The sequence below is a fragment of the Streptomyces sp. 796.1 genome, assembly GCF_047525675.1.
GTDB lineage: Bacteria > Actinomycetota > Actinomycetes > Streptomycetales > Streptomycetaceae > Streptomyces.
Genome location: NZ_JBLIWA010000037.1, coordinates 16,587 through 39,639 on the forward strand (window position 1 = coordinate 16,587; position 23,053 = coordinate 39,639).

General features: G+C 72.3%; 18 protein-coding genes. 7 read left to right on the forward strand and 11 right to left on the reverse strand.

Going from position 1 to position 23,053, the window contains the following annotated elements; translation table 11 throughout:
* The first annotated feature begins 120 nt into the window (after window positions 1-120).
* Both ACMA1D_RS23260 and ACMA1D_RS23265 read left to right on the forward strand, forming a co-directional pair.
* Window positions 121-966: a helix-turn-helix domain-containing protein gene (locus ACMA1D_RS23260; RefSeq protein ID WP_414725949.1), complete on the forward strand. Its 846-nt coding sequence runs from the start codon at window positions 121-123 to the stop codon at window positions 964-966.
* Window positions 951-1,148: a DUF397 domain-containing protein gene (locus tag ACMA1D_RS23265; RefSeq protein ID WP_414725950.1), complete on the forward strand. Its 198-nt coding sequence runs from the start codon at window positions 951-953 to the stop codon at window positions 1,146-1,148. Before ACMA1D_RS23260 ends, ACMA1D_RS23265 begins: the two co-directional genes overlap by 16 nt.
* A gap of 14 nt (window positions 1,149-1,162) precedes the next feature.
* Here ACMA1D_RS23265 and ACMA1D_RS23270 read toward each other — a convergent pair whose 3' ends face one another.
* The 4 genes from ACMA1D_RS23270 to ACMA1D_RS23285 form a co-directional block, all read right to left on the reverse strand.
* The gene (locus ACMA1D_RS23270) at window positions 1,163-1,948 is read right to left on the reverse strand and encodes an SDR family NAD(P)-dependent oxidoreductase (RefSeq protein ID WP_414725951.1); all 786 of its coding nucleotides are present in this window, start codon (window positions 1,946-1,948) and stop codon (window positions 1,163-1,165) included.
* A gap of 232 nt (window positions 1,949-2,180) precedes the next feature.
* Entirely contained in the window at window positions 2,181-3,518 is a 1,338-nt protein-coding gene (locus ACMA1D_RS23275; RefSeq protein WP_414725952.1) for a serine hydrolase domain-containing protein, read from the reverse strand.
* 535 nt (window positions 3,519-4,053) lie between these two features.
* Window positions 4,054-6,297, reverse strand: a complete 2,244-nt coding sequence (locus tag ACMA1D_RS23280; RefSeq protein ID WP_414725953.1) for an MMPL family transporter — start codon at window positions 6,295-6,297, stop codon at window positions 4,054-4,056.
* Between the two features lie 105 nt (window positions 6,298-6,402).
* A complete protein-coding gene (locus ACMA1D_RS23285) occupies window positions 6,403-7,029 on the reverse strand; it encodes a TetR/AcrR family transcriptional regulator (protein WP_414725954.1) in 627 nt (208 codons plus the stop codon).
* A gap of 187 nt (window positions 7,030-7,216) precedes the next feature.
* Between ACMA1D_RS23285 and ACMA1D_RS23290 the strand changes: the two genes are divergently transcribed.
* Both ACMA1D_RS23290 and ACMA1D_RS23295 read left to right on the forward strand, forming a co-directional pair.
* A complete protein-coding gene (locus ACMA1D_RS23290; RefSeq protein WP_414725955.1) occupies window positions 7,217-10,927 on the forward strand; it encodes a S41 family peptidase in 3,711 nt (1,236 codons plus the stop codon).
* Window positions 10,928-11,099: 172 nt separating this feature from the next.
* Window positions 11,100-11,315 (forward strand): hypothetical protein, encoded by a 216-nt coding sequence (locus ACMA1D_RS23295; protein ID WP_414725956.1) that lies wholly within the window; start codon window positions 11,100-11,102, stop codon window positions 11,313-11,315.
* Window positions 11,316-11,889: 574 nt separating this feature from the next.
* Here ACMA1D_RS23295 and ACMA1D_RS23300 read toward each other — a convergent pair.
* From ACMA1D_RS23300 to ACMA1D_RS23310, 3 genes are read right to left on the reverse strand one after another with little or no spacing between them, the layout of a single operon-like run.
* The gene (locus tag ACMA1D_RS23300) at window positions 11,890-12,804 is read right to left on the reverse strand and encodes an SDR family oxidoreductase (protein ID WP_414725957.1); all 915 of its coding nucleotides are present in this window, start codon (window positions 12,802-12,804) and stop codon (window positions 11,890-11,892) included.
* On the reverse strand, window positions 12,801-13,901 hold the full coding sequence (locus ACMA1D_RS23305; RefSeq protein ID WP_414725958.1) for an alpha/beta fold hydrolase: 1,101 nt from the start codon (window positions 13,899-13,901) through the stop codon (window positions 12,801-12,803). The genes ACMA1D_RS23300 and ACMA1D_RS23305 overlap by 4 nt, the downstream gene beginning before the upstream one ends.
* Entirely contained in the window at window positions 13,898-15,562 is a 1,665-nt protein-coding gene (locus ACMA1D_RS23310; RefSeq protein ID WP_414725959.1) for a flavin-containing monooxygenase, read from the reverse strand. Before ACMA1D_RS23310 ends, ACMA1D_RS23305 begins: the two co-directional genes overlap by 4 nt.
* Window positions 15,563-16,192: 630 nt before the next feature.
* On the opposite strand from ACMA1D_RS23310, the gene ACMA1D_RS23315 reads away from it, so the two are divergent.
* Window positions 16,193-16,990, forward strand: a complete 798-nt coding sequence (locus tag ACMA1D_RS23315; protein WP_414725993.1) for a MerR family transcriptional regulator — start codon at window positions 16,193-16,195, stop codon at window positions 16,988-16,990.
* 221 nt (window positions 16,991-17,211) lie between these two features.
* On the opposite strand, the gene ACMA1D_RS23320 is transcribed toward ACMA1D_RS23315, so the two are convergent.
* Window positions 17,212-18,003, reverse strand: a complete 792-nt coding sequence (locus ACMA1D_RS23320) for an exodeoxyribonuclease III (RefSeq protein ID WP_414725960.1) — start codon at window positions 18,001-18,003, stop codon at window positions 17,212-17,214.
* A gap of 72 nt (window positions 18,004-18,075) precedes the next feature.
* Window positions 18,076-18,375 (reverse strand): hypothetical protein, encoded by a 300-nt coding sequence (locus ACMA1D_RS23325; protein ID WP_349992907.1) that lies wholly within the window; start codon window positions 18,373-18,375, stop codon window positions 18,076-18,078.
* Window positions 18,376-18,633: 258 nt separating this feature from the next.
* Between ACMA1D_RS23325 and ACMA1D_RS23330 the strand changes: the two genes are divergently transcribed.
* Together ACMA1D_RS23330 and ACMA1D_RS23335 are read left to right on the forward strand one after the other, a co-directional pair.
* The gene (locus tag ACMA1D_RS23330; RefSeq protein ID WP_414725961.1) at window positions 18,634-19,113 is read left to right on the forward strand and encodes a GNAT family N-acetyltransferase; all 480 of its coding nucleotides are present in this window, start codon (window positions 18,634-18,636) and stop codon (window positions 19,111-19,113) included.
* Window positions 19,114-19,937: 824 nt separating this feature from the next.
* Complete coding sequence (locus ACMA1D_RS23335; RefSeq protein ID WP_414725962.1) at window positions 19,938-20,753, forward strand: SAM-dependent methyltransferase; 816 nt, start codon at window positions 19,938-19,940, stop codon at window positions 20,751-20,753.
* A gap of 132 nt (window positions 20,754-20,885) precedes the next feature.
* Here the strand turns inward: ACMA1D_RS23335 and ACMA1D_RS23340 are convergent, their stop codons facing one another.
* On the reverse strand, window positions 20,886-21,854 hold the full coding sequence (locus ACMA1D_RS23340; protein ID WP_414725963.1) for a Rieske 2Fe-2S domain-containing protein: 969 nt from the start codon (window positions 21,852-21,854) through the stop codon (window positions 20,886-20,888).
* A 700-nt stretch (window positions 21,855-22,554) separates the two neighbouring features.
* Window positions 22,555-22,884 (reverse strand): winged helix-turn-helix transcriptional regulator, encoded by a 330-nt coding sequence (locus ACMA1D_RS23345; protein ID WP_414725994.1) that lies wholly within the window; start codon window positions 22,882-22,884, stop codon window positions 22,555-22,557.
* Between the last annotated feature and the right edge of the window lie 169 nt (window positions 22,885-23,053).

The window sequence follows — 23,053 nt, forward strand, 5'->3', positions numbered from 1 at the left end:
CACCGGTTGTGACCATCCACTCACAGCTTCGGCCGAAACTGCGTACTCTCAACAGGGCAAAAGCAGTGACCGCACGTCGCTCACTCGAACATGCACAGAGCGGAAAGGCTTGGCCGCAGCATGATGCCTCGGATCACCGAAATCCCCAGCCAACCCATCGGTGGAATCGCCTACTTCGGGAGCGAAGTGCGCTTCGCGCGCGAGTACGCCGGAATGACTCAGGCGCAGCTCGCGATTGCGACTGCGTACGACCGCACGTACATCTCGCGCGTGGAGAACGGCGCTCTGCTGGGCTCCGAACTGTTCGCGCAGGCATGCGACCGCATCTTCAAGACCAGCGGTTACTTCGAGCGGCTGCGCAACCGCATCAGCGAGCACGGGCACCCCGACTGGTTCCGGCCGTACGTTGCGTTGGAGAAGGAAGCGGCGGAGATCGCGGACTTCTCCACGACGTTCCTGATGGGGGCGTTCCAGACTCCGGAGTACGCGGAAGCGATCTTCCGCGCTAGTCACCCGAGGGAGTCCATCGAGGGCATCAACGCGCGCGTGGCCGCCCGGATGGAGCGTCGCGCCGTTCTGGACCGTCCCTCACCACCGCAGTTCTGGTTGATCGTGCACGAGGCCGTGCTCCGGATTCCGGTTGGCAGCCCGAAAATCATGGCGGACCAGCTTGAGTACGTGCTAGAGAGGGCAGCGGAACCGCACGTTACGGTCCAGGTGTTCCCGTTCCGGGCCGGCGCTCCAGCAACTGGACGGCCCTTCACCATGCTGACGCCAGCAGCGGAGGACGAAGGGCCCGTTCTCTACGCGGAGACCACGGGGACGGGGCACATCAACGACTCACAGGAGGCCGTACGAATCTGGGCAGGTAGGTTTGATCACCTGCGCGCATCCGCAGCCTCGGAAGCGGACTCGTTGCGCCTCATCCAGCAGATCCGGAGGGAACACGAATGCACCGATGGGTGAAGTCCAGCTACAGCGACGGCGATGGTGGCCAGTGCGTGGAATGGGCCCCCGACCACGCCGCCACCACCGGCACCGTCCCCGTCCGCGACAGCAAGAACCCGCACGGCCCCGCCCTCACCTTCGAAGCCACCACCTGGAACGCCTTCATCACCAGCATCAAGGCGGGCGACTTCCCAAGCTGAGCCGCGGTGTTGGGCTAAGCCTCGCCCGCCAGGGCGGCCCGGAGGCCGAGGTTGCTGACCAGCAGGCCGCCGTCGACCGGGAGCGTCACCCCCGTGATCCACCCCGCGTCGCGCGAAGCGAGAAACGTGATCGCCGCGGCGATGTCCGCGGGTTCGCCGATCCGGCCCAGCGGGTAGGCCGCCGCGGCGCGGCGCAAGCTCTCGTCGCGGCCGGCCCACGCGTCCGTGCGGACCGTGCCGGGCGCGACGAGGTTGACCCGTACGCCGCGGGGCGCCGCGCGGCCCGCGAGCGTACGGGTCAGGCTGGCGAGGCCCGCCTTGGCCGCGCTGTACGCGTGGTTGCCGAAGTCCTGTTCGCCGTTGACGGAGCCGACGTTGACGATCGACGCCCGGCCGCCGGCCTCGGCGAGCAGCGGCAGCGCGGCCCGCGCGCAGCGGAACGCGCCGGTCAGCGTGATGTCCAGGTCGCGGTCCCACTCCTCGTCCGGCTGGTCCTCGAAGCGCGCCGCATCGGGGTGGCAGGACAGTGCGTTGTTGACCAGCACATCGAGCCGGCCGAGGCGTTCCGCGGCGTGCGCCACGGCCGCCTCCACCGCCGCCCGGTCCGCGACGTCGCAGGCCAGCCCGTACGCGACGCCGCCCGCCGCGCGGATCTCCGCCGCTGCTCGCTCGGCCCGCGCCCCGTCCAGGTCGGTGACCAGCACCTGCCCGCCCTCGTCCGCGAACCGCCGCGCGGTCACCGCGCCGATCCCCCGGCCCGCCCCCGTGAGCAGTACGCCGTAACCCTCGAACCGCCGCATCGCACGCCGCCCTTCTGGCTCTTGATCACCCGCACTCGTCCGGGCAGCGTAGGGCGCGGCTGCACCCGCCGTAAGAGGGCCGCACGCGCCGCCGCCGTGCCCCTACGCGCCCGTCAACCGCGCCGGCCAACCGCACGCCGTACGCGGCAGGCGTGAGACCTCATGCGTCACGAACCCCGCAGGGCGCGTACGAGCACGCGCGCGGGCGGGCCCGCAAGGGGGCCCGTCGGGTTCAGGCCAGACTCTGGCGGACCGCGCGGACCAGCGCCTGCGCACGCGGGTCGGCCGTCACGTTCTGCTGCATGCCGTTGGTGACGTAACCGAAGCCGATGCCCGACTCCGGGTCGGCGAAGGCCAGCGAGCCGCCGCGGCCGGGGTGGCCGAACGAGCCGGGCGCCAGCAGCGGCGACGCCGGGCCGTGCAGCATGTACCCGAGGCCGAACCGGGTCTGCACCACCAGCACCCGGTCCGGGCCCGCCGACTCCTCCGTACGGGCCAGGGTGAGCGTCGCGGGCGCGAACAGGCGGCGGGCGGCGGGGAGCGGGGCGGCCGGCGCGAACGGGTCCGCGGGCGTCGCCCCGGACGGCGGCTGTTCCGCGGCCACGTCGCCGATCAGCGCCGCGTAGAACCTGGCCAGCGCGCGGGCCGTGGCGACGCCGCCCGACGCGGGGAGTTCGGCCGCCCGGTAGGCCGGCGCGTTCTCGTCCGGCAGCGGGTCGACCACCCGGAAGGCCCGCCGGGTCAGCGAGTCCGGGTCGCGGTACGCGTCGGCGACGTTCTGCTTGGCCCGTACGCGCAGGCCCTGCGAGGGCGGCGGCGCGGGCGCCTCGATGGCGGCGATCCGGCCCACCCGCTCCCGCTCCGCGTCCGGCAGCCCGATCCACAGGTCGAGTCCGAGCGGCCCGGCGAACTCCTCGGCCACCCAGGCGCCGACGGTGCGGCCGGTGATCCGCCGCACCAACTCGCCGACCAGCCAACTGAAGGTGTGCGCGTGGTAGCCGTGCGCCGTGCCCGGCTCCCACACGGGCGCCTGCGCGGCCAGCGCCCGCGCGCCGCTCACGCCGTCGAGCGCCGCCTCCGGGCTGAGCGGCGCGTCGAGCACCGGCAGCCCGGCCCGGTGCGACAGCAGGTGCCGCACCAATACCCGCTCCTTGCCGTTCGCCTTGAACTCCGGCCAGTACGTGCCGACCGGCGCGTCGAGGTCCACCAGACCACGCTGGTGCAGCAGCAGCGGCACGGCCGCCGCGACGCCCTTGGTCGCCGACCGCACGACCTGCGCGGTGCCGGGCAGCCAGGGGGCGGCGGGGTCCGGGGCGGGGGCTGTGGCTGCGTTACCGGACTCGGGGGCGGGCGCCGTGGCCGCGCCGCCGGGCTCCGGGGTGGGTTCGGGGGCGGGCCCCGGCGTCGGCGGTGCGTCGCCGTCGCGGACGCCGGCCCACAGGTCGACGACCTTGCGGCCGTCCCGGTAGACGGAGACCGCCGCGCCGCGCTCGCCGCGCCGCGCGAAGTTGGCCGCGAAGGCGTCCCGCACCGGTTCGAAACCGGACTCCACCGTGCCCTGGACGTCCACCACTGTTGCCTACTCCCACATCTTCGTTACGCCCCGTCGTGCACTCCCCATGGTGCAATGCGGACGACGGTCGACTTATGCCGGGTCCCGGGGGAGCTTCGTGCGGGGTTCCGGACGCATGGGGTTCCGGACGCATGAGGTTCCGGTCGCATGGGGTTGCGGCTGGTACGGGCGGGGCTCCGGCTCGTACGGGCTCCGGGGCCGGGCGTCGCGGCGGTGCCCGGCCTTGGCGGGCGGGGCCGGCCCGTACCACCCGAGCCCTGCCGCCGCCTCGTACCACCCGAGGCCCGGCACCGCCCGTACGCCCGAACACGCCGACGGCGACCCCCTGCCCCAGGGAGCCGCCGCCGTATCTCACTGTGCGTGCCTGTCCCCGTCCCCACGGGCAGGCACTGCCCGGTGCGGCGGGAGGGACGTTCCCCTCCCGCCCCGCCGGGCGTCTGGTCGGTGGTCGGGTGACCACCTGGGCCGCCGCCGGTCGGCGGTGGCCCGGTCGGTCCGCGTGGCGCCCACCGGGAGCCGCGCGGACCCGCGCTCACACCCGGGTCAGTCGCGCGTCCGGGTCCTGGTGGGACTGCTGGTCGCCGGTGGCGGGCAGTTGCTGCTGGAGCTTCTCACCCTCGACGTCCACGTTGGGCAGCAGCTTGTCCAGCCAGCGCGGCAGCCACCAAGCGCTCTTGCCGAGCAGCGCGAGCACCGCCGGGACGATCGCCATGCGGACGATGAAGGCGTCGAAGAACACCGCGATCGCCAGGCCGAAGCCGATCATCTTGACCATCTGGTCGTGCGAGCCGATGAAGCCCGCGAAGACGCTGATCATGATGACGGCGGCGGCCGTCACGACGCGGGCGCCGTGCTTGAAGCCGGTCACCACGGCCTGGTGGGGCGTCTCGCCGTGCACGTACGCCTCGCGCATCCGGGTCACGAGGAACACCTCGTAGTCCATCGCGAGACCGAAGACGACACCGATCATGAAGATCGGCATCATGCTCATCACCGGGCCGGTCTGTTCGACACCGAACAGGCCCGACAGCCAGCCCCACTGGAAGACCGCGACCACGGCGCCGAGCGCCGCGACGACGGAGAGCAGGAAGCCGAGCGCCGCCTTGAGCGGGACCAGGACCGAGCGGAAGACGATCATCAGCAGCAGGAAGGCGAGGCCGACGACGAGCGCGAGGTAGGGCACCAGCGCGTCGTCCAGCTTCTGCGACACGTCGATGTTCATCGCCGTCGTACCGGTCACCAGCACCTTGGCGCCGGTGCCGGACTTCCAGCCGTCGGCCTGGTCACGGATGTTGTGGACCAGGTTCTCGGTCTCGATGCTGCTCGGCTTGGACGCCGGGATGACCATGATCGTCGCGGTGTCGCCGGCCTTGTTGAAGGAGTCCTTGCTGACCTCGCTGACGCTGGCGACGTCGTCGAGCTTCTTGATGCCCGCTGCCACGGTCTGCGCCGAACCGATCGGGTCCTTCGCGTTGGCCGCGTCCACGATCACCATCAGCGGACCGTTGGAACCGGCGCCGAAGCCCTCGGACACCAGGTCGTACGCCTTGCGCTGGGTGGTGCTCGTCGGCTGCGAGCCGTCATCCGGCAGGCCGAGTTCGAGCTTGCTGACCGGGGCCGCGGCGGCACCGAGCGCCACCACACCGATGAGCAGCACGGCGACCGGGCGGCGCAGCACCAACTGCGCCCAGCGGGTGCCAGCCTTCGGCTTCTCGGAGACAGCGGGAACGCCCTCGGCGGACTTCTTGCGGGCCTTGCGGCCGTAGATCCGCTTGCCGGCGAAGCCGAGCATCGCGGGAATCATGCTGATCGCGATGAGGACCGCGATGGCCACGGTGCCCGCGGCGGCGAAGCCCATCTTGCTGAGCATCGGGATGTTCACGACCGCGAGACCGACGAGCGCGATGATCACGGTCAGACCGGCGAAGACCACCGCGGAACCCGCCGTGCCAACGGCCCGGCCGGCCGCTTCCTCGCGCTCCCGGCCCTCGGCCAGCTCGGCCCGGTAGCGGGAGACGATGAACAGCGCGTAGTCGATGCCGACCGCGAGGCCGATCATCATGGCCAGCGTGGAGGTGGTGCTGCCCAGGTTGAGCACGTTGGCCAGCGCGGTGATCGAGGAGATGCCGATGCCGACCCCGATGAGGGCGGTGAGCAGCGGCAGACCGGCGGCCACCAGCGAGCCGAAGGTGATGATCAGGACCACGGCGGAGATGGCGATGCCGATGATCTCGGTCGCCCCCTGCTCGGGCATGGCCTCCAGGGCGTCACCGCCGACCTCGACGGTCGGGTTCTTGCCGTCCTTGTCGTCGTAGTCGACCACCGCCTCCTTCAGGCCGTCCTTGGTCTTGTCCTCAAGTTCCATTGAGGTGACCTTGTAGGTGGCCGTGGTGAAGGCGATCTCGCCGTTCTTACTGATGGTGCCGGACACGAACGGATCGTCGATGGAGCTCAGTTCGTCCGTGCTCTTCTTGACGTCCGCGATGACCTTCAGAACTTCAGCCTTGTTCTTCGGGTCAGTGATCTTCGTACCCTTGGGGGCGTGGAAGACGATGCGGGCGCTGGCGCCGTCGGCGGCTGACTCCGGCGAGCGCTTCTCCATCAGGTCGAAGGCTTCCTGCGCCTCGGTACCGGGAACGGAGAAGCTTTCATTGGTCGGCTTAGGGGCGGTCATGGCGCCGGCGATGGCAACCGCCAACAGCGCCACCCAGAACAAGGCGACGAACCGGCGTCGCCGGAAGGCGAATCGGCCGAGCTTGTATAGGAACGTGGCCACGAGAAGGGGTGCTCCCGTCGAAATAGTGGAGTGGCAAGGACGTGCTTGACCAGCCCGGCGACGAGAGCGGCGCGCCAGGATGGGGTCGTTCGGGTACGGCCGAATCTAGGTGACGGCCGTACGAGCAGGGACAGCAGGGTCGGCGCCGAGAGCGGGGAGGATCACGGCGTCGATGTACTCGTACAGGAAAGCGTCGTCCGCTTCTTTGGCATCGATCAGCGGACGGGCCACGAAGGCCCCGGTCATCATGTGCGGTACGAAGTGCATGGCGGGGGTGCCGGCCGCGATCTCGCCGCGGGCCACGGCCCGCGTCAAGAGCACGTCGAGCGCCGCCAACTCCGGAGCGATCAACAATTCCCGCAGCGCCTGCTGGAGGTCGGGATTGTCGTGCGCCGCGTGGGCGAGCCCGCGCAGCAGGTCCGCGTCACGCTCCGCATTGTGCTCGCCGCACCGGACCACCTCACGGAGATCACCCCGGAGCGAACCGGTGTCGATCTCCAGCAGCGGCACCGGCTTCAGCCACCGCAACGCGGTCGCGACCAGCACGGGCTTGCCCTGCCACTGCCGGTAGAGCGTGGCCTTGCTGGCGCGGGTCCGGGTGGCGACCGCATCCATCGTGAGCGCCTCGTACCCCACTTCGCGGAGCAGTTCGATGACCGCGTCGTACAGCTCGCCCTCCCGCTCGGGGGTCAACCGGCTACGCCGCGCGGTCTTGCGATCCGCGACCTGCATATGGGAAACCCCCCATCCGAACGAAACGGTTTCGTACGCATTCACCATACGCCGCACACCAGCGAAACGATGACGTTTCGCTGGTGTCGTCGGTCACAGCGCAACCATGCGCGGGTAAAACACCTCGCACGCATGAAGTGCGCCCAACCGAGTTGCCGCACGTCCGTCGGGCCGAAAGCATGGACGGGTGACCGATAGCGACGACGCCTATGTCCGCTTTCCGCATCTCCACGGGGACTTGCTCTGCTTCGTGGCCGAGGACGACCTCTGGGTCGCACCGCTCACTCCACCCTCAGGGACGCCGCAGCGGGCCTGGCGGTTGACCGTCGATCGCACCCGAGTGGGCCACCCGAGGTTCTCCCCGGACGGCGCACAGATCGCGTACACCCATTGGCGCAGCCTCGACCCCGAGATCTACCTCGCGCCGGTCGCCGGCGGCCCGGCGCGGCGGCTCACCTACTGGGGCGGCACCGACACCCGGGTGTGCGGCTGGACCCCGCCGGACCAGGACGGCCGCTCCGACGTGCTGGCCGTCTCCTCACACGGCCAGCCCTTCTCGTACTACTCCTGGGCGTACAGCCTGCCCACCGACGGCAGCCCGGGCGGGCGGCTGCCCTGGGGGCCGGTCTCCGACATCGCCGTCGCCGACCTGGACGCGGCCGACCTGCGCGCCGTCGAACTCGGCGGCGAGGAACTGACCGGCGAGGGCCCCGCCGACCGGTGCACGCTGCTGCTGACCGGCAAGCCGCCGCACGAACCGGCGTCCTGGAAGCGGTACCGGGGCGGGGCGATGGGGCGGCTGTGGCTGCACGGCACGCGGCTGGTGCCCGAGGTGTACGGGCACCTGGACAGCCCCATGTTCGTCGCCGGCCGGATCGCCTTCCTCTCCGACCACGAGGGCGTCGGCAACCTCTACTCCTGCCGCCCCGACGGCACCGACCTGCGGCGCCACACCGACCACGCCGATTTCTACGCCCGCCACGCGGCCACCGACGGGTCCCGCGTGGTCTACCAGTGCGCGGGCGAACTGTGGCTGGTGGAGGACCTCGGCCCGGCCGGCGTGCCGCGCAGGCTGCCGCTGCGCCTCGGCGGGCCGCGCACCGGGCGGCGCCCGTACCAGGTGCCGGCCGCGAACCACCTGCGCTCGCTCGCCGTGGACGAGACCGGCCGGGCCAGCGCGGTCGGCGTGCGCGGCAGCCTGTACTGGCTCACCCACCGCGACGGCCCGGCCCGCACCATCGCCGACACGCCGGGCGTGCGCGTACGGCTGCCGCAGATGCTCGGCCCGACCGGGCGGGTCGCGTACGTGACCGACGCGGCCGGCGCGGACGCGATCGAAATCGCCCAGCTCCCCCGGGCCACCGGCGCGGCCACGCCCCGCCGGCTGGCCACCGGGAAGCTGGGCCGGGTGCACGAGCTGGCCGCTTCCCCGGACGGCCAGTGGCTCGCCGTCGCCACGCACGACGGGCGCCTCCTGCTGGTGGACGCGGCGCCGGCACCGGAGGGGGAACCCGCGGTGGGAGCGCCTCACGCCGGCGGGGCTGGTGGGGGTGGGGTGGCTGACGCCGGTGGGGCTGGTGGGGCTGGTGGGGGTGAGGCTGGGGCTGGTGGGGCCGATGCGGCTCGTACGGCTGGCGCCGGTGGGGCGAGTGTGGTTGATGAGCCTGGCGCGGTTCGTACGGCTGACGCCGATGGGGCGGGAGCGGCTGGCGAGGGTGGTGACACCGGCGCGGCCAGCGAAGGTGTTGCGGCCAGTGAAGCTGTCGCTGCCACTGAGGCCGGCGAAGCAAGCGCGGTCAGTGAGGCCGATGAGGCAAGCGCGGTCGGTGGGGCCAGCCCGGCCAGTGAAGTCGGTGAAGTCGGTGAAGTCAGTGAGGCCAGTGAGCTCACGCGGTCCAGTAACGGGCCCGTACGGGATCTGTCGTTTTCGCCCGACTCGGCATGGTTGGCCTGGTCGCATCCGCACATCGGGCGGTCCCTGCGCAAGATCAAGATCGCCCGGCTGCGGCCCACCGGAACGCTCGGCCGGGCCATCGTGGACGTCACCGACGGCCGCTTCGAGGACGAACAGCCCGTCTTCACGCGCGACGGGCGCTATCTGGCCTTCCTCTCCTGGCGCGGCTTCGACCCGGTCTACGACGTGCACACCGGCGACCTCTCCTTCCCGCTGGGCTGCCGCCCGTACCTGGTGCCGCTCTCCTCCGCGACGCCCTCGCCGTTCGCGCTCTCGCCCGACGGGCGACCGGCCGCCGGTGGGCTCGATCCCGCGGTGAGCTCCGCTGACCAGGACAGCAAGGTGCTGGTGGAGGCGGAGGGGCTGGCCAGCCGGGTCACCGTGTTCCCGGTCGCCGCGTCGAAGTACTCCTCGCTGCACCCGGTCAGCGGCGGCGGCCTGGTGTGGCTGCGCTGGCCGATCTCCGGGGCGCTCGGCGAGACGTTCGCCAACCCGGCCGACACCTCGGGCCGCCCCACGCTGGAACACTTCGACCTGGCGAAGGCCCGTCGTACCGAACTGACCAGCGACGTCGACTGGTTCGCGGTCAGCGGCGACGGCTCCCGGCTGGTCGTCAACGACGACGGCGACCTGCGCGTGGTGCCCGCGAACGAGATCTCCGACCCCGACTCCACCGTCCAGATGGACCTGCGGCGCATCCTGCACGAGGTGGACCCGGCGGCCGAGTGGCAGCAGGCGTACGCGGAGGCCGGCCGGCTGATGCGGGCGTACTTCTGGGAGCCCGGCATGGGCGGCGTCGACTGGGACGCCGTGCTCGACCAGTACCGACCGCTGCTCGACCGGGTGGCCTCCCCCGACGAGTTCGCCGACCTGCTCCGCGAGGTGCTGGGCGAACTCGGCACCTCCCACGCGTACGTCTCGCCCGCCCGCCGCAACGAGGGGCCGCCGCACTACCAGCGCGCCATCGGCCTGCTCGGCGCCGACTTCACCCGCGGCAAGGACGGCGCCTGGCAGGTCACGCGCATCCTGCCGGGCGACTCGTCCGACTCCAAGGCCCGCTCCCCGCTGGCCGGTTCGGGCATCCGGGAGGGCGCCGCGCTGACCCATGTGGACGGGCGGCCGGTGGACCCGGTCGCCGGGCCCGCGCCGCTGCTCACGGCCGCCGGCGGGACCACGGTCGAGCTGACGTTCCGGCCGGCCGAAGGCGGCGGGCCGCCGCGCCGGGTCGCCGTCGTCCCACTCATCGACGAACGGCCGCTGCGCTACCAGCACTGGGTGGCCAAGCGCCGTGAGGTGGTGCGCGAACTCAGCGGCGGCAAGTGCGGCTACCTGCACATCCCCGACATGGGCGGCTCGGGGTGGGCCCAGTTCAACCGGGACGTACGGATGGAGATGTCCCGCCCGGCGCTGATCGTGGACGTACGCGGCAACGCCGGCGGCAACATCAGCGAACTCGTCGTGGAGAAGCTGACCCGCACCATCCTCGGCTGGGACCTGACCCGACACGCCCAGCCCGTGAGCTACGCCGGGGACGCGCCGCGCGGCCCCGTGGTGGCCGTCGCGGACGAGATGACCTCGTCCGACGGCGACATGATCACCGCCGCGTTCCGGCTGCTCGGCCTCGGCCCGGTGGTCGGGTTGCGGACCTGGGGCGGGGTGGTCGGGGTGACCGGCCGGCACCGGCTGGTGGACGGTACGGCGATCACCGTGCCGATGAACGCCGCCTGGTTCGACGCCTACGGCTGGGGCGTGGAGAACCACGGCGTGGAGCCGGACATCGAGGCCCTACGCTCCCCGCTGCACTGGGCCGAGGGCCGCCACCCGCAGTTGGCCGTGGCCGTCCGCACCGCCCTCGACCTGCTGGAACGCCATCCGGCGGCGGAGCCGCCCGACTATTCGGACGTGCCCAACCGCAGCCGGCCGCCGCTGCCGCCGCGTGGGTAGCCACGGGGAAACCGTGGGGTCGCCGCAGGGGGACCTTGGGTCAGCCGCGGGGTTAGCCGTGGGGGTTAGCGGCGGGGTTAGCCGTGGGGCAAATGACCCGACATGCGAAGCGTGCTGGCCCGTGTCAGGCTGATCGGGGCCCATCCCCGATCACTCCCGAGGAGGGAACACCATGGGCGTTTCGGACCAGTTCAAGGACAAGGCCGAACAACTTCAGCAACAGGCCAAGGAGAAGCTCGGCAAGTCCCGGGAGAAGAAGGACGAGGACGGCGGTCGCTCCCAGGACGACGCACAGGGCGACGCCAAGCAGCGCGCCAAGGAGAAGGGCTCCCAGGCGAAGGAGGGCGTCCAGGACACCCTGGACGACGCGAAGCGACGCTTCATGTGACCCCACTCCCCCGCCTCACCACGGCCCCCGGCCGCCCCGCCCGCGAAAGCAGCGAGCGACCCCCAGGAGGGACGCACCCCACGGGTGCGTCCCTTCGCCATGTGGCGGAGTGGGGACGGGGGGAGCGGAAACGGGAGGGGGAGCACGCGGGGGAACGAGCGCGCGTGATGCATACAAGTCGTATGCACGGGCGGGTGGGGCAGGCACGTGGGGCATACAAGCCGTATGCACAGCGGGCGGAGTGCGCGCGTGGCGCATACAAGCTGTATCCGCGGCAGCCGGGATGCGTACGTAGCGCATACAAGCCGTATGCGCAGCGGCGGGGGCGGGCGCGTGGTGCATACAAGCTGCATACATGGCAAGCAGGGAAGGTACGCAGCGCATACAAGCTGTACGCGCGGGGAGCGGAGTGCGCACGCTGCGTATACAAGCTGTATGCGCAATGAAGAGCGCGCCCGCGCTGCGCATACAAGCCACATGCATGTCGCACACCGCGTCGCCGATCGACACGGAGCCCAGAGGTCAGACGCGCTGCGGGCCCGGAGCCGTGGGGTGGCGTCGGGCCCGCGGCGCGTCAGGGTCGGCCGCTCCCGCTTCCGCTTCCGTTCCCGCGGGCGCGTTCGTCGGCTGTGCCGCCGGCGCCGACCAGGCCGGTGCGGGGGGCTCGGCGGGCTTCGAGGCGGGGAGCGAAGTGCCGCATCTCGCGTTGGCCCACGGTGCCGATGAGGGCCGGCAGGTAGCCGCGTACGGACTGCATGCCGCGCAGCCACCACTGCCCGTACACATGGGCCGAGCGGCGCTCGATGCCCGCCACCAGGCGGTCGACGGCGGGGCCCAGCGGATAGGTGCGGTTGCTCGGCCAGGGGAGCCTGGCGCGCAGGTCGCGCAGCACCTCGTCCTCGTCGGCGCCGCGCACCATGTCGGTGTCGGTCCAGCTCAGATAGCCGACCCCGACCCGTACGCCGCGGTAGCCGACCTCGGCGCGCAGGCTGTGGGCGAACGCCTCGACGCCGGACTTGGAGGCGCAGTACGCGCTCATCAGCGGCGCCGGCGTGATCGCGGCGAGCGAGGCGATCTGGAGCAGGTAGCCGCGGCTCTCCAGCAGGACCGGCAGGAAGGCGCGGGCGGTGGTGGCGCTGCCGATGAGGTTGACCTCGATGACGCGGTTCCAGGACTGTGCGTCGGAGTCGGCGAAGGGCCCGCCGGCGGCGACGCCCGCGTTTGCCACCACGATGTCGACCTTGCCGAAGCGATCCTTCACCTCGCTGGCGACGCGGGACATCGCCGCGTGGTCGGTGACGTCGGCGTACCAGTGCGCGCCCGGGCCGTGCAGGCTCGCGGCCACCCGCTTCAACTCGTCCGGCTCCAGGCCGACCAGGGCCACCGTCGCGCCGCGGGCCGAGAGCTTGCGGGCGAGGAGTTCGCCCACGCCGCGCGCCGCCCCGGTCACCACCGCCACCTGTCCGTCCAGGCTGCTGCGCGTGCTCATGCCGTCTGCTCCTTCGCCGTGCTGCCGCCGGGCACCGCCGGCGGGTGGGGGGGCGCTGCGGGGGTCCGGTCACCGAGGTGGTCCGTGCGGCCTTCGTCGGCCGCGCCGGTACGCGGGGGCGTGCTGGTACGCGGGGTGGCGCTGCGGGCGTCGGTGAGGTGCCGGGTGGGGTGGCCGATGAGGTGGTCGGCGACCAGGCCGCGGATGGCGCCGGCCACCGTCTCCGGCACCTCGATGGGGGTCATGTGGCCAATGCCGGGCAGTTCGGTCAGGCCCAGCGAGTTCGGCAGCGCGGAGACGATGCGACGCGCGTGCACGCGCGGGGTGAGGCGGTCCGCGGTGCCGACGATGACCGCGGTCGGCGGCGTGAGCGCGGCGACGTTGCCGCGCAGGTCCATGTCGCCCATCATGTGGCCCCACTTGGCGCGGACGAGCCGCGGACAGGCGTGCACGATGCGGGCGCAGAAATCGGCCATTGCGGGGGTCGCGCCGCGCCCCATCGTCACGTACTTCATCGTCCGCCGGGCGAGCGGGGTGACCCGGCCGAGCGGTGCGGCCGAGCCGAGGACGAAGGTGTGCACCCGCCGGCGCAGCCAGCCGCGCGGGGTCGGCACCACCAGCGTCTCGTCGAGCAACTGGCCCGCCCCGGTGCTGCACATCAGCACGGCAGCCGCCCGTTCGCGCAGTTCGGTCCTGCGGGCCGCGGCCATGATCGTCATGCCGCCCATCGAGTGGCCCACCACCAGGGCCCGTTCCTTGTCGCCGGTGGGACCGGTGGCGAGCGTCTGATCGAGCACCGCGGCCAGGTCGTCGGCGAGGGTCTCGACGGTGTAGCGGCCGTATTCGGGCGGGGCGCTGCGGCCGTGTCCGCGCTGGTCGTACGCGATGAGCCGGAACTCGCCGGCGAGCGCCGCGATCACCGGTGCCCAGAAGCCGATGGAGCAGGTCCAGCCGTGCGCGAGCACGACTGCGGGGGCGTCGTCAGGCCCGTACTGCTCGGTGTGGATGCGCGCGCCGTCGGCCGAGGTGACGGTCAGTTCCCGAGTGGGGGTAGGCAGGTTGTATACGTCTTGGCTGGCAGGGCTTGGCGGGTTCACGCGGCGGTCTCCGAGGACGGGCCATCGGCCTGCGGACCACCGGTCGGAGCGGCTGGTTCCGTGGCTTGCTTGGCGGGGTTGGCGGACTGGGATTGCTTGGTGGGGTGGGCGGACGTGCCCGTCCTACCCACGGCGGCGGTGCCGCCATGCCCCGCGGCCGGCGCACCGGCCGGTTCAGGACGCGCCGGCCGTGGGGCGCGCAGCACCTCGTACTCGGCCAGGTCGACCTCGCGGGTGGCGCGGCGGAACTCACTGGTGGTCCCCGGCCAGACAGTGGTGTTGCGCCCGCGCGCGTCCAGGTACCAGCTCTGGCAGCCGCCGACGTTCCACACGGTGCGCTGCATCCGCTGCTGTACGCGGTGCGACCAGGCGTGCACGGCGGACGGGTACGCGTCGAGCGCGACCTTCCCGCCGAGCACGTCCAACTGCCGCAGGTAGTCGACCAGGTAGTTCAGCTGTGACTCGATCATCAGGATCATGGAGCTGTTCCCGAGGCCCGTATTGGGGCCGATGATGGTGAGGAAGTTGGGGAACCCGGCGGCTGCGCTGCCGCGCAGCGCCTCCATCCCGTCCTTCCACTCCTCGGCCAGCGTGGTGCCGCGGGCGCCGGTGACCCGGTGGGCGATCGGCAGGTCGGTGACGTGGAACCCGGTACCGAAGACGATCGCGTCCGCCTCGGTCTCGGTGCCGTCGGCGGCGACCAGGGTGGAGCCGCGCACCTCGCGCAGCCCCGCGGCGACCAGCTCCACATTGGGCCGCGCGAGCGCCGGGTAGTAGCTGTTGGACAGCAGCACGCGCTTGCAGCCGATGCGGTAGTCGGGGGTCAACTTGGCCCGCAGCCCCGGGTCCTTGATCGCCTTGGCCAGGTGCTTCCTGGCCACTCGCTCCACCACCCGGAGCTGCCCCGGGCGCTTGGTGAACGCGCTGACCTGCAACTCCCTGATGCCCCACAGCAGTCCGCGGCGCAGCGCACGGGTCGCGGGGACCCTGCTGTGCAGCCACTGCTCCGCCCCGCTGATCTTCCGGTCGGCGCGCGGCAGCACCCACGGCGGGGTGCGCTGGAAGAGGGTGAGCCGTCCGACGGTGGGCTGGATGGCGGGCACGATCTGGATGGCGGAGGCGCCGGTTCCGACCATGGCGACGCGCTTGCCGCGCAGGTCGTAGTCGTGGTCCCAGCGCGCCGAGTGGAAGACCCGACCGGGGAAGCCGTCGAGCCCTGGCACGTCGGGGAGTTGCGGGTCGGAGAGCGGCCCGGTGGCGGAGACGACGACGTCGGCGGTGTACGTGCCGCCGGCGGTCTCCAGCTCCCAGTGCAGCGCATCGCCGTCCCACCGGGCGCTGTTCACCTCGGAGTTGAACCGCAGGTGCGGGCGGAGCCCGAAGGTGTCGGCGACCCGCTCCAGATAGGCCCGGATGTGCGGCTGCCCGGAGAAGTTGCGCGGCCACTCGGGGTTGGGCGCGAAGGAGAAGGAGTACAGGTGGGACGGCACGTCGCAGGCGCACCCGGGGTAGCTGTTGTCGCGCCAGGTGCCCCCCACGGCGTCGGCCCGCTCCAGCACGACGAAGTCGGTGACCCCCGCCCGCCGCAGCCGTACCGCCGCCCCCAACCCACCGAAGCCGCTGCCGATCACCGCCACCCGCACATGCCCCTGCTCGGCCATGCCGCCGCCTCCCGAAGACGAGGAACCACGCCAGCAACCACTGGCACAGTCAGGAGCGTAGGGCAGCCCCATACCGAGCGGTAGGGGTCGTACGACGGGAAGTTGCCACGGCCCGCACGGGGACCCTGCGGGGCAGGCTGCGGGGGGGCTTGGCGGCGGGGGGCTCGGCAGCGGGGCGGCGGGGGCGGGGCGGTGGGGCGGTGGGGCGGCGCAGGTCGTGCGCACCTTGTATGCGACCTGTGCACGACGACCGGCCGGCATGACCAAGCACCCGACCACCGGGGGCGGGTTGCGGACAGGTTGTATGCAATCCGTACACGGCGAACTCCGGGAGCCCCCGCGGCCAGCCCGTGGGAGGCAAGTTGCGCACACCTTGTATGCAAGCCGTACACGGCCCGGTGGGGTGCAAGGACCAGACCGGCCGGCGGCTCGCACCCGGCGGCAGCCCACCCGCGGGAAGCGGACGGTACGGGGCGGGGGCCGGCCGGGCTGGGCCGAGATGGGGCGGGGCGCGGAACGTGGCCCAAGTGGGCCGATACCGCTGGCATACCCCGGTGACATCCGTACGGGCCGGCATAGGCTGCTCGGGTGGCGAAGACGACGCAGGCGCAGCAGGGGCGCGAGTACCGGATGGCGGAGCTGGCCGAGGCGGCCGGGATCACCGTGCGGACGTTGCGCTTCTACCGGGAGCGCAAGCTGCTCCCGCCGCCCCGGCGGGAGGGTCGGATCGCCTGGTACACGGAGCACCACCTGGCCAGGCTGCGCACCATCGCGGCGCTGCTTGAGCGCGGCCACACCCTGGGCGGCATAGCGGAGTTGCTCGCCGCCTTCGAGAGCGGCCGGGACGTGGGCGAGGTGCTCGGTCTCGCGGACGCGCTGCCGATGCCCTGGCCGCAGGAGACACCGGTCAAGCTCACGCCACAGGAGCTCGCCGACTACTTCACCGGCGAGGTCACCCCGGAGAACCTCGCCGCCTCACTCGACCTCGGCTACCTCGCGGTGGACGGCGACGACTTCGTGCACGTCAGCCGGCGTCTGTTGGACGCCTCACGCGAGTTGGTCGGCAAGGGCGTGCCGCTCTCCGCCGTGCTGGCCGCCGGTCGCGAGTTGCGGCAGCACATGGACGCCGTGTCGGAGACCTTCACCCGGCTGGTACGCACCCACGTGCTCGCCGACGCCATCGCCCGGGCCGCCGCCGGCGACGGCCCGACCGCGGACGAGGCCGCGCACATCACCAAGACCCTGGAGACGCTGCGGCAGAACGCCAAGTCGATCGTCGACGCGGAACTTTCCCTGTCCCTGGACCGCCACATCCGGGCCGAGCTGGAGAAATGGATCGACCGGCCGCCGTCCGGACGGGCCGGCGAGGACGCCGGTGGGCAGACCGGCGACCAGGCCGGCGGGCAGGTCACCGAGGCGGGCGGCTGAGTCGGCCGGGCCCGCCACAGGAACGGCGGGCCGCCCCGCACGCCGCCGCGAACCCCACCCGCTGAGCCAGGGCGACGCAGGACCTGAGCGCCCGGCCCCGCGGAGCCCGTACGCACCGCATCCGCGGAGCCCGTACGCAACCACTGCGCAGAGCCCGTACGAGCCAGGAGCGCCCCGCCACGAAGCCCACACGGGGCGCCGCCCGGCGGCGCGAGCCGCGGCTACTCCGCCGCGTACGTGACCGTCACCGGCGCATGATCTGACCAGCGCAGATCGTAGGAAGCGGCGCGTTCGACCACGGCGGTGGCGGCGCGGGCGGCCAGGCCGGGGGTGGCGACGTGGTAGTCGATGCGCCAGCCGCTGTCGTTGTCGAACGCCTTGCCGCGGTAGGACCACCAGGAGTACGGGCCCTCGACGTCCGGGTGCAGGCTGCGGACGACGTCCACGTAGCCGTTCTCGTCGAACACGCGGCTGAGCCAGTCGCGCTCCTCGGGCAGGAAGCCGGCGCTCTTGCGGTTGGCCTTCCAGTTCTTGAGGTCGGCCTCGCGGTGGGCGATGTTCCAGTCGCCGCAGACCAGCACCTCGCGCCCGGCGGCAGCGGCGCGCTCGCGCAGCTCCTTCAGGTACGGCAGGAACTCGCCCATGAAGCGTTCCTTCTCCTCCTGCCGCTCCGTGCCCACCTCGCCGGACGGCAGGTAGAGGCTCGCGACGGTCAGGCCCGGAAGGTCCGCTTCCACGTAGCGTCCGCTGCCGTCGAACTCGGTGGAGCCGAATCCGATCTGGCTGCGCTCGGGCCGCTGTCGCGTGTAGAGCGAGACGCCGGCCCGGCCCTTGGCCTCCGCCGGGGCGTGCAGCACGTGCCAGCCCGCCGGCTCACGCACCTCTGCCGGAAGCTGCGCCGGCTCCGCGCGCACCTCCTGGAGGCAGACCACGTCCGCTTCGGTCGCCGCCAACCAGGCCACGAAGCCCTTCTTCGTGGCGGCCCGCAGACCGTTCACGTTCACCGTCGTCACCGTCGAAACCGTACGCAAGGCGTCACTCCCGGATCGTTCACCAAACCCCTGGCAGCCTACGCGCCGCCCGGCTCAGCCCCGGTGCACCACGGACGCCGGTACGGCGATGCCCTCGGCCGCCGCGGTGACCTCGACGGCCCGGGCCGCGAGCGACAGGCCGATCTTCTCCAGCGCCACGACCGACTCGATGAGCAGCGTCTCGACCGTGGCGGCCATCGCCTCGCCACAGCGGTTCTGCTCGGCCACGTCCTCCGGCGTCCGCGCCTCGGCCATGCCGTCCAGGCGGGTCCGCAACTCCTCGTGCTGCTGCTCCAAGGCGTGGACGCGGCGGACCGCACGCAAGATCTCCGCGTCGGTCAACGTCTGGCCCATCGTGCTCCCTCTCCGTCACTCGGCACGCCCGCACCTCGCCCCATCGGTAGCGGCCCCCTCCGCCCAGAAAGAGGAGAAAAGCCGACACCGCGCCCCCGAGAGAAGCCCAATGTGACGAAGATCTCACTACTTGTCGTGCAACTGACGCTTTCAACGCGTCCCCCGCCCCCGCCCCGCCGGACCGGACCGCACCGGCCCCGTCGAGCAGCAGCCCACAACCCCGCCGCCCGAAAACAGCACACCCGTACGATATGGAGCATGCAGATCGCGCCCGTGCCGTACGACCACCCCGATGCCGTCAAGCTCAACGACCTGGTGCAGCAGGAGTACGTCGAGCGGTACGGCGATCCGGACCTGACCGCGCTCGACCCGCGCCAGTTCGCCCCGCCGAACGGCCTGTACCTGCTGGCGTACGACGCCGACGGCGCGCCGGTGGCCAGCGGCGGCTGGCGGCGGCAGGACCGCAGCGACGAGGGGTACGCGGACGGCGACGCGGAATTGAAGCGGATGTACGTGGTGCCCGCAGCGCGCGGGCAGCGGCTGGCCCGCCGCATCCTGGCCACCCTGGAGGAGGACGCCCGCGCCGCCGGCCGCACCCGGATGGTCCTGGAGTCGGGCATCGCCCAGCCGGAGGCGCTGGCCCTGTACGCGTCCTGCGGGTACGCGTACCAGGAGGAGAAGTTCGGCCTGTACCGGGAGTACGACTCCAGCCGCTGCATGGTGAAGCCGCTCGTCTGACACCGCGTGCGGCAGCCGGGACAGGGCGGGCGACAGGTGAGGGCGCGCGCCAGGGCGGTGGGCGGTGCGCGGCCGGCGGGGCGTGCGACAGATGGGACGCGGCGACCTACCGTCCGCACCGGCCAACGACCAGCCCGCGACGGCAAGTTCGAGCCACCGCAGCAGACGGAACCGGTGATGTCACCACCGAACCCGACATGCCCCACAGGCCCGCCAGACACCGCGACACCAACGGGCGCACCGCCCCCCTGACCCCCCACGGGCGCCTCCACCCCGACCGCCGGGCGACCCGTCACCAGCCGCCCCCACCGCCCGGCCCACCCCGGCCCGCCCTCCCATCAAAGGCCAATACCCGCTGGTCAGCGACGTACGGGAGGCGCTCGGAGCGCTCACCCAGACGAACGCTGAGCGGCGTCCGCGATCGGCGACCCGGCCGCGGACGTCCCCGGCCGCGCCCCTCACGAACCCAGCACACCGGGCGCCGCCCGGCCCCCACCCACGCCGGACACGAGACGCCCACCCGCCCTCGCGGAGGTGGCCCGCTCACCGCGACACGGCGCCGCGACCGGCCGTACGACGGCACAAAGACGATGACGGTCCGTCGCCGTCGCCGCACGCACGGCGCAACCGGACCCGGCACACGGCGCCCCAGGCGTCCGCAACATCCCCCCAACCCACCGTAAATCCGCTGTTCCAGCCCCCGACAACACCCGTTCGCCGCCCCGGGCCAACGAGGTCCCAACTAGGTGGCCCATCAAAGTAATCCGTAGACTCGTCACACGCCGTGCACACCGTGGACGGCCACCGACGAGGGAGCGAGCAAGATGGCCAAAAACGGTTACCCTGCCGACCGCATCAACACCCAAGAGGCGCACTCCGCGCGCGTGTACGACTACATCCTGGGCGGCAAGACGAACTACGTCGTCGACCAGGAGGCCGGCGACATCATGACGCAGGAGTGGCCGGCGCTCCCCGTGCACATGAGAGAGAACCGGTTCTTCATGCACCGGGCCGCGCAGTACCTCGCGCGCGAGGAGGGCATCCGCCAGTTCCTCGACATCGGCACCGGCATCCCCACCGAACCCAACCTGCACGAGGTCGTCCAGGAGACCGCGCCCGACGCCCGTGTGGTCTACGTCGACAACGACCCGATCGTCCTGACGCACGCTCAAGCGCTGCTGGTCAGCAAGCCGCAGGGGCGCACCGCGTACATCGACGCCGACATGCGCGACCCGGCCGCGATCCTGGCGGCCCCCGAGGTCGCCGACACGCTGGACCTCAGCAAGCCGGTCGGCCTGATGATCATCGGCATCGTGCACTTCCTGGTGGACGAGGACGACGCGATCGGCATCGTCCGCCGGCTGCTCGACCCGCTGCCGTCCGGCAGTTTCCTCGCGATGACCATCGGTACGGCCGACTTCGCGCCGGCCGAGGTCGGCAAGGTGGCCAGCGAGTACGAGCGGCGCGGTATGCCGATGCGGCTGCGCACCCGCCCGGAGGCCGAGGCGTTCTTCGCCGGCCTCGACCTGGTGGAGCCCGGTATCACCCAGGTCCACCACTGGAAGCCGGACGCCTCGACGGACCCGAACATCGACGACCGGGACATCGCCATGTACGGGGCGGTCGCCCGCAAGGGCTGAGTGACGCGGCGCACGGGTGCCCCGTCCGGCGGGACGGGGCGCACGCCCGCAGCGCCCCGCCCCACCGCCACGCACCCCCACGCGCCCCACCGCCACCGCCCCTCCCCACGCGCCAGCCATCCGCCCACCGCCCTACCCCTCGGCCTCCCCCTCCCCCTCGCTGTAGAACTGCCGCGCCCACCTGCGGTACTTCGTGATGGGCCCGTCGCCCTGAGCCAGTCGCGGATGGGCGAGATAGGTGCTGTTCGCCCAGATGGGGACGTCCCGGTTGGTTTCGAAGGAGCTGAGGTAGGCGAGCGGGCGCGGGGCCACCGCGGCCAGCGCCCGGGCGACCCCGCGGGGGCGCAGCCGCGGGAACCCCACGCTCACGGCCAGCCGCAGGTCAACGCGGGTCGGGCCGACGGGCGTCGGGCAGAACCACGCCCGCACCCGCATGCCGAGCGGCCGGATGAACGCATCGGTGATGAAGATCCCGAGCCCCTGCACGGTGGCGCTGGTGGCCGGGGCCGAGTTGAAGAGCACGTTGTTCTTGCCGGTCGCGCGACCGAGCCGGTACGTGGTGGTCATCCGCGGACCGTCGAACCTCGGGGCCTCGACCACCTCCACGGCGAGTTGGTGCACGGGCTCCAGATGCCCCACGTCGATGACGTTCTCCATGAAGTCCTGCGGGTGCACCACCAGGGCCCGCACCGTGCACCCCGGCGGCCCGAGGCCGTCCGCCGGTGGCGCCTCGATCTCCCAGGACGGCGGCGCGTTGCGGGCGTGCCGCCAGACGAAGACCAGGCCGGCGACCTCCCGGCACTCCCGCACGCCCAGCCGCGCCCTGGGCGGGGGCGCCCCGTACCCGGTGCGTACGCACGTACCGTCGGGCCCGAAAGCGAAGTGGTGGAAGGGGCAGACCAGTTCCTCACCGGCCACCCGCCCGCCGTGCCCCAGGTGCGCGCCCAGGTGCGGGCAGAACGGCCGCACCGCCCGAAGCCGCCCCTGCCGCGTGCGGTAGACCACCACGTCCTCGCCGGCCAGGCGCCGGCTGACCACTCGCCCCGGCCGCAGCTCGGCGCTGGTCGCCACCGCGAACCAGCCGTCCGGACACGGGCGCACGGCCGGCGCAGCACCGGCCCCGGCGCCGGGTACGGAATCGGGTACGCGTGCGGGAACGCCTGCGGCTGCGGATACAGGTCCAGGCGCGGGTGCGGGCCCGGGCGCGGGTGGGCGGGCCTGGCGCGGCCCGGGTCGTACGGGTGCGGAGGTCGTGGGCTGGTGCCGGTCCGACCGGCCCGGTTTCGACACCGTCATGGCATCCCCCTCGTTCGGCTGCCGCGCCGGCCCGGGCGTCGTGCTGCCCGGCCGTGCCGTGCGGCTCGTCCCAGCGTCACCGCGGCCCGCGGCCGGGGGCAACGCCCACCGGACGGCTCACCAGAACCCGTGAACCGGGTGCACCAGGGGTTTAGCCACGCCGGGCGCCCCGCCCGGGCGGCCCACCGCACCGTGCGCCCCAGCCGCCCCGTTCGCCCCTGCCGCCCGGCAGCCCCGGTCGAAGCACGCAACGGGGCGCGGCGTACGGCCCGAGCGCGGCCCGGCGGGGGGGGACGGCCCGGCGGTGAGGACGGCCCGGCGGTGGGGCGGCCCGCCGGCGCGGGAACACGGCCGCACGGGAGCACGGCCGCACAAGATCACGGTGGCCCGGAAGCACTGCGCGCGGGAATACTTCAGCGGGTCGGTGCGCCCATTCCCGGCTCCCCCGCGGCCGGCCAGAAAGCTGCCCGGCCAAAAGCCGTGCGCGGAACGGAATCCGGAAGGTTCAGGAAAGCGCCTCGATGCGGTCGATGTGCTCTTCTCCCCAGGCGCCGAGCGGTGCGAGTGCCGCATTGAGGGAGTGCCCGAATTCGGTGAGCGAATACTCGACCTTGGGCGGCACCTGGTCATGGACCTCACGGTGCACCAGCCCGCTCGCCTCCATCTCCCGCAGTTGCAGCGTCAATATGCGTTCGCTGATTCCCGGCACCGCGCGCCGCAACTGCCCGAACCGCAGCGGTCCCTCTCCCAGCGCGAAGAGCGTCAGCCCCTTCCATTTGCCACCCATGACGGCCATCGCGGCGTCAAAGCCACACACATAGGTCCGCTTCGGCAACGGATGCCCCCTGACAAGAAGGTAAGTGCCCACAAAATTGTCGGTACTTGAAGGAAATCACGGACCCACCCAGTATGAGTCGGGCGCCACCCCGAAACGGAATCGCCACCGGCCCGACCGCCCGCAACAGGGCATATCGGCGCCGACCCCCTTCTCCCGAACTCCCCCC